The 12,319-nt window shown below is 62.7% G+C and carries 12 protein-coding genes; 1 reads left to right on the plus strand and 11 read right to left on the minus strand.

Annotated elements, in window-relative coordinates; translation table 11 throughout:
• Positions 1-81 precede the first annotated feature (81 nt).
• The gene (trhA, locus tag JK232_RS20765; protein WP_072932716.1) at positions 82-738 is read right to left on the minus strand and encodes a PAQR family membrane homeostasis protein TrhA; all 657 of its coding nucleotides are present in this window, start codon (positions 736-738) and stop codon (positions 82-84) included.
• A 195-nt stretch (positions 739-933) separates the two neighbouring features.
• Here trhA and JK232_RS20770 point away from each other — a divergent pair, with 195 nt between their 5' ends.
• On the plus strand, positions 934-1,542 hold the full coding sequence (locus JK232_RS20770; protein ID WP_072932719.1) for an HD domain-containing protein: 609 nt from the start codon (positions 934-936) through the stop codon (positions 1,540-1,542).
• 49 nt (positions 1,543-1,591) lie between these two features.
• Here the strand turns inward: JK232_RS20770 and rbsK are convergent, their stop codons facing one another.
• The 10 genes from rbsK to garR form a co-directional block, all read right to left on the minus strand.
• A complete protein-coding gene (gene rbsK, locus JK232_RS20775; protein WP_212589645.1) occupies positions 1,592-2,518 on the minus strand; it encodes a ribokinase in 927 nt (308 codons plus the stop codon).
• Entirely contained in the window at positions 2,515-3,423 is a 909-nt protein-coding gene (gene alsK / locus JK232_RS20780) for an allose kinase (RefSeq protein ID WP_072932724.1), read from the minus strand. Before alsK ends, rbsK begins: the two co-directional genes overlap by 4 nt.
• 14 nt (positions 3,424-3,437) lie before the next feature.
• Positions 3,438-4,109, minus strand: a complete 672-nt coding sequence (gene alsE, locus JK232_RS20785) for a D-allulose 6-phosphate 3-epimerase (protein WP_101834820.1) — start codon at positions 4,107-4,109, stop codon at positions 3,438-3,440.
• 41 nt (positions 4,110-4,150) lie between these two features.
• Positions 4,151-5,170 carry an ABC transporter permease gene (locus tag JK232_RS20790; protein WP_072932729.1) on the minus strand — a complete coding sequence of 340 codons (1,020 nt, stop codon included), beginning with the start codon at positions 5,168-5,170 and terminating at the stop codon, positions 4,151-4,153.
• Positions 5,171-5,189: 19 nt separating this feature from the next.
• Positions 5,190-6,170 (minus strand): ABC transporter permease, encoded by a 981-nt coding sequence (locus JK232_RS20795; protein WP_072932796.1) that lies wholly within the window; start codon positions 6,168-6,170, stop codon positions 5,190-5,192.
• 76 nt (positions 6,171-6,246) lie between these two features.
• Entirely contained in the window at positions 6,247-7,785 is a 1,539-nt protein-coding gene (locus tag JK232_RS20800) for a sugar ABC transporter ATP-binding protein (RefSeq protein WP_212589646.1), read from the minus strand.
• 2 nt (positions 7,786-7,787) lie between these two features.
• Entirely contained in the window at positions 7,788-8,771 is a 984-nt protein-coding gene (locus JK232_RS20805; protein WP_072932799.1) for a substrate-binding domain-containing protein, read from the minus strand.
• Positions 8,772-8,828: 57 nt separating this feature from the next.
• Complete coding sequence (locus tag JK232_RS20810) at positions 8,829-9,650, minus strand: DeoR/GlpR family DNA-binding transcription regulator (protein ID WP_072932734.1); 822 nt, start codon at positions 9,648-9,650, stop codon at positions 8,829-8,831.
• A gap of 508 nt (positions 9,651-10,158) precedes the next feature.
• Positions 10,159-11,301 (minus strand): glycerate kinase, encoded by a 1,143-nt coding sequence (locus JK232_RS20815; RefSeq protein ID WP_212589651.1) that lies wholly within the window; start codon positions 11,299-11,301, stop codon positions 10,159-10,161.
• A 101-nt stretch (positions 11,302-11,402) separates the two neighbouring features.
• Complete coding sequence (gene garR, locus JK232_RS20820; RefSeq protein ID WP_101828974.1) at positions 11,403-12,287, minus strand: 2-hydroxy-3-oxopropionate reductase; 885 nt, start codon at positions 12,285-12,287, stop codon at positions 11,403-11,405.
• Positions 12,288-12,319: the final 32 nt, after the last annotated feature.

A 12,319-nucleotide genomic window follows, 5' to 3' on the forward strand; every position in this document is an offset into this window, starting at 1 on the left:
GGCATGAAAAAAAACGGAACCCCTGGGGTTCCGTTTTTTATACGTTGCGCGTTTATCGCCTCGCGATCACCGCACGTTTCATTATACGTACAGGTAAATCGCCAGAAAGTGGCAGAGGCTGCCGCCCAGCACAAACAGGTGCCAGATGGCGTGGCCAAAGCGCCAGCGCTCAGAGGCGTAGAAAATCACCCCCAGGCTGTAAATCACCCCACCGAGCGCCAGCAGCGCCACTGCGCCCCACGGCAGCGTCACGGCCAGCTGGTAAATCACCACCAGCGACAGCCAGCCCATCGTCAGGTAGGTGATAAGCGACAGCTTTTCGAAGCGGTGGGCAAACGCCAGTTTGAACAGCACCCCGACCAGCGCCAGCCCCCAGATCACCGCCATCAGCCCCTGCGCCAGCGGCGAGTTCAGCCCCACCAGCAGGAACGGCGTATAGGTGCCGGCAATCAGCAGGTAGATGGCGCAATGGTCAATTTTCTTCAGCCAGTATTTGGCGCGTGCGTGCGGTATCGCATGGTAGAGCGTTGAGGCCAGGTAGAGCAGCACCATACTGCCGCCATAGACGCTGTAGCTGATTAAGGTGGTCAGCCCGGCCTTTTCGCCGAAGGCCCCCATCAGCAGCATCACCGTGCCGATGATGCCCAGCAACAACCCGATGCCGTGGCTGATGCTGTTTGCTACCTCTTCCGCCCACGGGTAAGCGGCGGATTTCTGGGTGGTCACGGTTTCCGTCATCGTTTTCCGGTTCCTTTCAGCATAAAAAAATTTCACCACTCATCGTCATCAGTCACCCCACAGCCTAACTGAGAATTATTCCAGTGTACACGTGTACGCTTAAAATAAACGGTGAAACCTTGTCACAACACGCCGTTAACGAAATACTCGGCATTAACGAATCTATCCCTTTTCACTGTTTGCTCTGGAGTCGCCATGTCTTTGCTGTCCCCTGCCCTTGATTTTGGTTCCATGACCGAGGTGTTCCATTTTTTGATGGAAATCGACAAGCTCAAAACCGTGGAGCGCCGCACCAAAGTGCTCGGCACCACCCGGCATGAGAACTCTGCCGAACACAGCTGGCACTTTGCCGTCGCCGCGATGACGCTGGCCCCCTACGCCGGGGAGCCAATTGACCTGCCGACGGTGATTCAGATGGCGCTGCTGCATGACATCGTGGAGATCGACGCGGGGGATGTGCTGGTGTATGACCTCGCCGGGCGGGCGGCGGTGCAGGAGAAAGAGCAGGCGGCGGCGGTGCGGCTGTTCGGCCTGTTGCCGGAGCCGCAGAGCAGCCGTTTTCTGGCGTTATGGCATGAGTATGAACAGGGTGAAACGCCGGAAGCGCGCTTCGCCCTGCTGATTGACCGGGTGCTGCCGGTGATCATGAACCTGAACAACCAGGGCCAGAGCTGGGTAGAGAACGGCGTGCGGCTGGAGCAGGTGCTGAACCGCAACGCCTTTATCGGCGAGGTGCACCCGGAGCTGTGGCGTTACCTGGAAACCCATTTGCAGGCGGCCCACCAGCAAGGCTGGCTGAAATAACGTCCCGCGCAGGCGGAAACAGCGCCCCGCGCAGGATGAAAAAAGCGCCTCAGGCGCAGGCCTGCTGGCGCGCCAGCGCTTCTGCATACTCCGGCATGGAGGCGGCAGCACCGGGCCGTTCCACACAGACCGACGCATAGGCCGAGGCAAATTGCGCGGCCTGCGTCAGGGTCGCCCCGGCCGCCAGCCGCGCCGCCAGCGCACCGTTAAAGGCATCCCCCGCGCCGGTGGTGTCTACCGGCGTCGCGCGGCAGGCCGGGATCAGCGTGGTTTCACCGTCCAATGACAGCAGCGCGCCCTGGGTGCCGAGCGTGATAATCAGCGCCGTGACGCCCTTGCGGTGCAGCACCTCTGCCGCCCGCCGGGCGGACGCCACATCCGTGACCGGGACGCCGCTCAGCAATGCGCACTCGGTGGCGTTCGGCGTCAGCAGGAACAGTTGCGGCAACAGCGCATCCGGCACCGGCTGGAACGGCGCGGGGTTGAGGATCACCGGCGTGCCCGCCTCGCGTGCCAGCGCAATCGCCCGCGTTACGGCCGACAGGTTATTCTCGAGCTGGGTCAGCAGGATATCGGCGGCAGCAATCGCCGGGCGGCACTGGTCAATCTCCTGATCGGTGACGGTGAGGTTGGCACCGGGGTCCACCGCAATCATGTTCTCGGCGTCTTCACCCGCCACATAAATCAGCGCGTTACCGGTGGGGCGTTCGCCGGTGGAAAACAGCGTCACGGCGTCAAACCCGGCGCTGTCGAGGTGGCGGCGGGCAAACTGGCCGAAGTCATCGCGCCCCACTTTTCCGATGTAATGCACCCGCGCGCCCGCTTTGAGTGCCGCAATCGCCTGGTTGGCCCCTTTGCCGCCCGCGCCCATCATGCTGGTGCGCGCAATCAGCGACTCACCCGGCTGGGGAAAGCGCGCCATGCCGGCCACGATATCCAGGTTAAACGATCCAAAAACGCATACTTTGTTGCTCATGCCTGTCTCCTGCTGCCGGAAAAGAGCGGGTCGCGTGCGGCCGCCAGACAGGCGCCGCGGCAGCCGGTCTCATCGGTGACATCGCTGAAGGTGATTGCCAGCCCTGAGGCCGGTTGCGGCGCACGCAGATGGGCGCGGATCTGCGCCACCAGTGTTGCCTGCGGGAAGCCCGGCATCGCCAGCACGCCGCCGCCCAGCACCAGGTGCTCCGGGTCCAGGATGTTCATCTCAGTGGCGATCGCCTGCGCCAGCCGGGTGATAAACGCCTGCACATCGGGGTGCGCCCCCTGCTCCACAAACAGCGCGCCGATGGCCGTCCCAGGCGCGTGTTCTGCCGCCCACGCCGCCAGCCAGTGCCCGGCGGTCACGCTCTCCACGCAGCCCTGTTTGCCGCAGCGGCACTGCGTCTCCAGCCCCGGCCAGGGAATGTGCCCCAGCTCGCCTGCCGCCCCGTGCGCGCCGTGGTAAAACGCGCCGTCCAGCCACAGGCTGTTGCCCATGCCGGTGCCGAGGTAGACCCCGGCCGCCACGCGCGGCAGTTGCGGCAGGCGGGTTAAATCCCACCACATCAGGTGGTTGACGTCTTTGTCCATCCGCACTTCCACACCCAGCGCCTGCGCCAGTTGCGCCGCCACCGGCTGGTCATCCAGCGCCGGGATAAACGGCAGTGACAGCACCCGCGCCCGGTCGCGGGACAAGATGCCCGGCAGCCCGAGCATCACCCGCGTTTCCCCCAAGGCGGGCAGCGCCGCGCCAATCAGGTCAGTCAGCCCCTGCAACGGCTGCGGCTGTTGCGCCCACTCTGCGGTTTTCACCTTGCGGTAACCGCTGAACTGCTGCTGTGCGTCCATCACGATCAGCCGGGTGTGCGTGCCGCCGATATCGACCCCAAGAAATTGCTGCATACGCCTCTCCGCGTTTACGCCGCCCGGCGCATGTGATCGAGCATTTTGTCCCAGGCCGCGTCCAGATCGCTGTCGAGGTTGAACAGGCCGGAACTGCCGACGATCAGCACCTCCGCCCCGGCGGCCATCAGGTCATGGTAGGTGCCGGTGTTGCAGGAGCCGTCGATTTCGATCAGGTAGCGATAATTGTGCTCGCGCTTCAGATCGCGCAGCTCCCGGATTTTCTCCAGCATCTCCGGGATAAACGGCTGCCCGGCGTAGCCTGGGTCCACCGTCATCACGGTTATCTTGTCCAGCAGGTGAATGTAGTGGCGCAGGTAGCCCACCGGCGTCGCCGGGTTAAGCACCACGCCGACCTGTTTGCCCAGCGAACGGATCTGGTTGATCACGCGGAAGGCGTCACGGTTGATGGTTTCGGCATGGGGGCAGATAAAGTCCGCCCCGGCTTCGGCAATCGGCACGATGAAATCGGTGGGGTTTTCCACCATCAGGTGCACATCCAGCACCAGCGGGGTGTGCGGGCGGATCTGCTGGATAAAGAACGGCGACAGGGTAATGTTCTTCACGTAGTGGCCGTCCATGATGTCGATGTGCAGCATGTCGGCGCGGCGGTTGAGCACCGCCAGTTGCTGGCGGATCTCCATCAGATTCATGCACATCAGCGAGGGCGAAATTTTGTAATCCATGATCAAAGTCCCCAGGGTAAAAGAGAGGGTGAAAAAAAGGGTCAGCGCCGGGCCTGTGCGGCGCTGCGGCGCACCGCCCGCCGTTGCAGGAAATGCTGGCGGAAGAATTTACCCGCCAGTACCAGAATCAGTACCGCGCCCCACATCGCCAGGCTGAAGTGCGGGCTGACGTTGAGCAGGTTGAGGCCGGTGGCGATCACCTGTAACACGACCAGCGCCAGCACCACGCCGCTGACGCGGCCGAAGCCGCCGAACGGATCGGTGCCGCCGAGGATGATCGCCAGCACCGTCAGCAACAGGTAGGAGTCGCCGTAGCCCATGCGGGCCGAGTTAAAGCGCGCCATCATCACCAGCCCGGCGATCACGCACAGCAGGCTGGAGATCATGTAGATCGCCATCAGCACCCGGTGGGTATTCACGCCGCTGAAGTGGGTGGCGTTGATGTTGCTGCCGCTCATGTAGATGGTTTTGCCGAGCCGGGTTTTCTCCAGGAACAGCGCCAGCAGCGCGGCCGTCACCAGGAAGATGATCAGCGGCACCGGGATGCCCAGCACAGTTTCCGCGCCGATGAAACGCACGATTTCCGGCATCCCGCTCAGGGCCGCGCCGCGCGTCAGGTAGATGCCGAGGCCGTTGACCATCGTCATGGTGGCGAGCGTCACCAGAATCGGGTGCGCGCCGATGTACGCCACCAGCGCGCCGGTGAACACCCCAATCAGTGCCGCCAGCAGCATCGCCCCGGCCAGCGCGAGCACCAGCCACAGCGCCTGCATCGCCAGCCCCGCCTCCGGCGGCAGCCAGGTCAGGAACACCCAGGCCATCAGCAAACTGGTGAGGTTGGCGGTGGCGATAATGCAGAGGTTCAGGCCGCCGCTGAGGATCGGGATGAACATCGCCAGCGTCAGCAGCCCCAGCTCCGGCAACTGGAACGCCACGCTCATAAAGGTGCCGCCGTTGAAGAACTGCCCCGGCAGCGCCAGGGTAAAGCCGGCGATGACCAGCACCAGCAAGCCGAGCAGGCTGCGGGTGGTGGTGTCCACCTTGTTGAACTGTTTGAACATCGCTCCTCCGGTTACGTCATCACACAAAACCGACATCGGTCTCTTTGCGCTTTTTGTAGTGGGTCACGGTGATGGCGGCGACGATCACGATGCCGATCACCACGTTCATGAAGTAGTTGGAGACGCCGATCAGGTTCAGGCCGTTTTTCAGCATGCCGATCAGGAAGACCCCCATCAGCGTGCCGACCACGCTGCCTTTGCCGCCGTTGAGGCTGGCCCCGCCGAGCACTGCCGCCGCCAGCACATCCAGCTCGCCGCCGACCAGCGCATTCGGCACCACTTCCCCGACGCGGTAGACCTGCACCAGCCCGCCGAGCGCCGCCATCGCGCCGAGGTAGCCGTAGGCGAACAGGTGCAGCAGCCCGACGCGGATGCCGATGCGCCGTGCCGACTCCTGATCGCCGCCCATCGCAAACAACTGGCGGCCGAGGTGGGTGCGGTTCAGCAAGAGCCAGGTGAGCAGCGCCACCGCCAGCATCACCAGTAACGGCAGGCCAATCTGGTATTCCTGGCCGCCGACGGAAAACGGCAGCACCTGCAGCGGCATCGTCCACCATTCGGGCAGGTCATACAGGCTGCGGCCGTTGGTCAGCCACATCAGCATGCCGAACAGCAGCGCCTGCATACTGATGGTGACGATGATCGACACAATCCGCAGGCCGTAAATCAGCAGGGCGTTCACCATGCCGAGCAGCGCCCCGGCGGCCACCGCCAGCGCAATGCTCAGCACCGGGTTGGCCAGCCCGTAATGCATCGCCAGGGTGGCAATCAGGTACTGCACCACCGAGGCCACTGCCGCGAAGGAGATGTCGATGCCGCCGGTCACCAGCACCACAAACAGCCCGAGGGCGAAGATGCCGCTCACCGCGTAGCTCTCGCTCAGGTCGAGCAGGTTTTGCAGCGTCAGGAACTGGTCGCTTAACAGGGAGAAGGTGACCACCACCACCACCAGCACCCAGGCGAGGTAGCCTTCGTTGTGGCGCGGCAGCAAACGGCGCAGCGGGTGTGCCAGGCTTTTTTTAGGCGGTACCGTTTTTTTGGCCGGGGTGTTTTTCACCGGCAAAGGGGAGTTAACGTCAAGCATTGACCGCCTCCGCAAGCTGTTGCTGGCTGATGTTCTGCGGCAGGTATTCGCCGAGGATGCGGCCCTCGCTGACGTGCAGCACCCGGTCGCAGTTGAAATAGACTTCCGGCACTTCGTCGGAGATCAGCAGCACCGAGATGCCCTCATCCGCCAGCTGGTGGATCAGCGCATAGATGCTGGCCTTGGCCCCGACATCCACGCCCACGGTGGGCGAGTCGAGGATCAGGATTTTCGGCTGGGTCAGTACCCATTTCGCCAGCACGATTTTTTGCTGGTTGCCGCCGGAGAGGGTGGCGATCGCCTGGTCCGGATCGCTGACTTTCACCCCGAGTTTCTCGATCCATTGCAGGATCAGTTTGTTTTTGCGGTACTCATCAATCAGGTGGAAACGGCCGCGCAGCTGGTCGAGGATCGCCAGCACGGTGTTGTCCGCCACTGACTGTTGCAGCACCAGCCCCAGCGTCAGCCGGTCTTCCGAGACGTAGCCGATGCCCGCTTTGATCGCGTCCTCGTGGCTGCGGAACCGCACCGGTTTGCTGTCGAGGTAGATTTTGCCGCTGTCGGGCCGGGTCATGCCGAACAGGCTCAGCGCCAGCTCGGTGCGCCCGGCCCCCAGCAGCCCGCACAGCCCGAGCACTTCGCCCTGATGCAGCCTGAAGCTGACATCCTGGTACTGCCCGGCGCGGCTGAGGTTTTCCACCTCCAGCATGATGCGCCCGGCGTGGCGGTTCGCCCCTTTCAATTTGTAGTCCAGCGTCAGGCCGGTCATCAGCTCGGTCAGGCGCTGGCTGCTGACCTCCGCGGCCGGGAAGGTGCCGACTTTTTTGCCGTCACGGATCACCGTGACGCGATCGGAGATCTCCAGCACTTCATCCAGCCGGTGGCTGACGAACACCACGCTGATGCCGCGGCTTTTCAGGTAGTGCACGGTGCGCAGCAACTGGTTCACCTCGGTGCGGGTCAGCGAGGCGGTCGGCTCATCCATGATAACCAGCCGGGCATCCGCCACCAGCGCGCGGCAGATCGCCACCTGCTGGCGCTGGGCGATCGGCAGCTCTGACACCAGGCTCTCCGGGTCGAGCGAGAAGTTAAGCTCCGCCAGGATGCGTTCAGCCGTGGTGCGCAACCGCGCCGGGCGGAACCAGCCGAACAGCCCGTGCAGGTTGTGTTCGAAGGCGATGTTCTCCGCCACCGTGAGGTTAGGGAACAGCGACAAATCCTGATAAATCACCTGGATGCCGAAGGCGCGTGCCTGATCCGGCGTCAGGCGGCGGAAGGATTCGCCGTTAAGCCGGATGCTGCAACCGTCATCCGGCTGGTAGACGCCGGAGATCACCTTGATAAGCGTGCTTTTGCCGCAGCCGTTGGTGCCGGCGAGGCAGTGCACCTCGCCCGGCATCAGCGTCAGGCTGATGTCATTTAACGCCCGCTGGCCGCCGAAGGTCATCGACAGGTGCTGCACGTCAATAAGCGGTGCGGTGCCGGGCGCATCAGCGGGCGCACCGGCCGGGAGAGTGTCAGCAATTGCCATGATTACAGCCCCATTTTGACCAGTTTCGGCAGGTTGGCTTTGTCCAGGCTTTCGGTTTCATTGCCCAGGATGGTGCGGCTCGCCTCGTCCACTTTCACTTTGCCCATGCCCTCGATGGTCATGCCGTCGGTGATTTTTTCACCTTTCTCCAGCATGTCCGCCACCCGCACAAACACCTCGCCCGCCACCATCGGGTTCCAGATGAACCCGCCCCGGATGGCACCGCGGTTGACCAGCGAGGCGCCCTGGCCGGGGCTGAACGGCCCAAGCACGCAGATGTCCTTAGTTTTGCCGCGGTTCATTACCGCGCGCCCGGCCCCGATCGGCCCCTGGGAACCAAAGGCCACGATGCCTTTCAGATCCGGGTATTTGGCCATCAGGTCATTGGTGGTGCGCATGGTGTCATCCAGCGATTCAGCCACGCCGAATTTGTCCGCCACCATCTCCATCTTCGGGTAGTGCGCTTTCTGGTAGTCGATGGCGGAATCCGCCCAGAGGTTGTGCAGCGGCACCGTCAGGCTGCCGACGTAGACCGCATACTTGCCCTGCTCTTTCATGCAGGCGGCCAGCGCTTTCATGTGGTTGATGCCGTGGTCTTTGGCGTCCACCAGCTCGAAATCCCAGTCGGCGAATTTCTGCCCCGGCGACTCATGCACAATCACCTTGATGCCCGCCGCCTGCGCACGTTTCAGCACCGGCTCCAGCACTTTGGCGTCATTCGGCACCACACCGATGACATCGACTTTCTGCGCGATCAGGTCTTCAATCGCCCGCACCTGCAACGCCGGGTCGGCGGCAGTCGGCCCGACCTGCCAGGCATCAATGCCGCGTTTGGCCGCTTCGCTTTTGATGCCGGCCTCCATCGCGTTAAACCACGGGATGCCGCCAATCTTCACCACCACGCCCATGCGGATCTTCTCCGCGCCCTGCGCCGACAATGACAACAACGCCGAGGCAAACAAGCAGGCCAGTACCGATTTTTTCATCATGTTCTCTCCATAAGCGGTGGCCGGATGCCACCTGTCGCGATCACGGGGGTAAAGTCAGCCGCCCCGGCGGCGGTGGGCAGCCGGGGCCACCTCAATCACATCCACGTTGTTCCAGGCCAGCTCCTGCCGGAACTCCTCATCGTCCAGCCGGTCGGTGATCAGGGTGTCGATCTCGCGGTAGTGACAGATACGGGCGAATGACCGGCGGCCAAATTTACTGGCATCCGCCAGCAGGAATTTGCGCTCCGAGGCCAGCAACATCTGCTGCTTCAGCCGCGCATGGTGCTCGTTACTTTCACGGATGCCCCCCTCCGGGCTGAGGCCGTGGCAGGAGAAGAAGACTTTGTTGATCACAAACTCCTTCAGCATCTGCTCGGCCAGCACGCCGATGAAATCCTCATACTTTGCTGAATACTCGCCGCCGAGGCCGATGGTGCGGACATTCGGCTTGGCAGCCAGCGACTGGATGATGTGCAGCGAGTTGGTCAGCACCACCAGTTCAATGTCCGGGATCTGGCGCGCCAGAAACCAGCTGGTGGAGCTGCTGTCGAGCAACAGGCAATCGCCCGGCTCAATAAACCCCAGTGCCCGTTTGGCGATGCGGGTTTTCATCTCCGGCGCCTGGTTGCTGCGCTGGCGGAACGACTCCCCCTGCTCAATCTGCCCCGGTAACGGACGCTTCTCCGGGCTGGGGGAATCGATGTACACCGCGCCACCGTGGCTGCGCTGCAAAATCCCGCGCCGTTCCAGCAGCGTCAGATCCCGGCGGGCGGTCTCCAGCGAAATCCGGCACAGTGCGGCCACTTCCTGCACCAGCACCCGGCCCCGTTGGCTGAGGAGGTCGGCGATAAAGCGATGGCGTTCTACAGGCAACATGGGTCTTCTCCTGGCTGATGTGATTACGATACGTAAAAGGTCAATGTGGTTTTGCGGGAGCAGTCAAAGCCGCCGGGCGCATAAAATTGCCCGGCGCGGCCTGTGATATGGCTCACGAAAACAAGGAAAAGGATGAAATGTTAAATATCTGATCTGTGGTGTGCCCTGCAGTAAACGCGGTTTTCCGGGCAGCCGCCGCAAACGGGAATTTGTAAACGGTCACAATCCCTCATGCCCCGGCCTGACCGTTCATGCCCGTTTCTGTGGCGATGACCGTTTTTGGTTCTTCCCCCGCCTTTAAAGCGTAGCCACGCTTCAGGCAGCACGGCGGGTAAACCGGTTGCGTTGCACCACAAAACTGACCGATAAAACGGGCGGAAAAGGGGATCGGGCAGAAATAAACAGACGCAGGAGGGAGAAAAGGCGGGGAAAATAACCGGACAACCGTTTTCAATTTTGCAAAAAAAAACGGCCTGCCGCAGCAGACCGTTTCAATGCCTGGGCAGGGTCAGTGGAAAGATCCGGCCAGCTTCAGGGTGGCGGCAATGTTGCGCGCCGTCATGCGGACGTTGTCACCGGCATTTTCCAGTGCTTCGTCCAGTGTGCAAATCGTATAAAGCACGCTGAACACCGCATCCAGCCCGTGCTGATGCACGACGCCGACATCCGCCGTCAGGCTGCCGGCGATACCGATCACCGGCTTGTTGTGGCGCTTGGCGACTTTCGCCACGCCAATCGGCACTTTGCCGTGAATGGTCTGGCTGTCGATGCGCCCTTCCCCGGTGATCACCAGATCGGCGTCTTTGACCAGTGCCTCCAGCCCCAGCGCCTCCGTGACAATCTCAATGCCGCGCCGCAGATCCGCCCCGCAGAACGCCAGCAGTGCCGCGCCCATGCCGCCCGCGGCACCTGCGCCCGGCACGGTGTCGACGTCGATGCCGAGATCCCGCTGGATGATCTGGGCATAATGCGCCAAGTAACCGTCGAGCTGTTTGACCATCTCCGGCGTGGCACCTTTTTGCGGGCCGAAAATTGCCGAGGCACCCTGATCGCCGGTCAACGGGTTGGTCACATCGCAGGCGACTTCGATCTGGCACTGCGCCAGGCGCGGGTCAAGCTCACTGATGTCAATGTTCGCCAGGTGGGTGAGTTCCCCGCCGCCGTGGCCGATCTCTTCGCCCTGCGCGGTACGGAGTTTCGCCCCCAGCGCCTGCGCCATCCCGGCCCCGCCGTCATTGGTGGCGCTGCCGCCGATGCCGATAATGCAGTGCTTCACACCGTGGTCCAGCGCATTGCGGATCAGCTCGCCGGTGCCGTACGAGGTGGTGCGCAGCGGGTTACGCTGGTGCGGCGGCACCTGCTCCAGCCCGCTGGCGGCCGCCATCTCAATAAACGCGCTCTGCTCATCGCCGGAGAGGCCGTAAAACGCCTCGATGGGGTCACCCAGCGGGCCGGTGACCGTCACACGGATAATGCGCCCGCCGGTGGCGGCCACCATCGCCTCCACCGTGCCTTCGCCGCCATCCGCCACCGGCAGCTTCACATACTCTGCCTGGGGGAAAATGTCACGGAAACCCGCCTCAATCTGGGTGGCGACCTCCAGCGCGGACAGACTCTCTTTGTAAGAGTCGGGAGCAATCACAATTTTCATAGATAACCCTTTCATCAACATCCTGTAACGTGGCAGGGGCCTTGCCCTGCCTTTTGAATCCTGCCGGGCAGCCACACTGTGCGCCGCCCCGGCCGGGCCGGTTACCGGGTGATTTCAGCTTTCGCTAATTTCTCATAATAGCAGGCCAGCGCACTGTGGTCGGCCTTCTCCAGCCCGTCTGCTTTCAGCATCTGCATCATCTCCATCACGGAGGCGGTCAGCGGCAGCGGCGCGCCCACGTCGTGTGAGGTGTCGAGCGCATTCGCCAGATCCTTGATGTGCAGATCAATACGGAAACCCGGTTTAAAGTTGCGGTCCATCACCATCGGCGCTTTGGCCTCCAGCACCGTGCTGCCCGCCAGCCCGCCACGGATCGCCTGGAACACCAGATCCGGGTTGACCCCGGCTTTGGTTGCCAGCGTCAGCGCCTCGGACATCGCCGCGATGTTGAGCGCCACAATCACCTGGTTGGCGAGTTTGGTGACGTTGCCTGCGCCGAGGTCGCCGGTGTGCACCACCGAGGCGGCCATCGCCTTCATCACTTCGTAGCAGCGGTCAAACACCTCTTTGTCACCGCCGACCATCACTGACAGCGTGCCTTCGATGGCTTTCGGCTCGCCGCCGCTCACCGGCGCGTCAAGCATCGCCACACCATGCGCCGCCAGCGCCTCGCCGATCTCCCGGCTGGCCAGCGGGGCGATCGAGCTCATGTCTATCAGCGTCATGCCGGCTTTTGCGCCCTCGATCACGCCCTCTTTGCCGAGCACCACCTCTTTCACCTGCGGTGAATTCGGCAGCATGGTGATGATGATGTCGCTCTGCTGTGCCACCTCGCGCGGCGTGGCGGCCTCGACGGCACCGCCCACGGTCAGCGCCTGGATGTTTTCCGGGTGGTGGTCCAGCACCACCAGGTCATAACCGGCTTTTTGCAGGTTTTTCGCCATGGGTTTGCCCATGATGCCCAGCCCGATAAAACCAATCTTCATGGTTCATTCCTCTTGAAAAAACACGCTGACGC

Source organism: Nissabacter archeti (assembly GCF_018257325.1).
Taxonomy (GTDB): Bacteria; Pseudomonadota; Gammaproteobacteria; order Enterobacterales; family Enterobacteriaceae; genus Chimaeribacter; species Chimaeribacter arupi.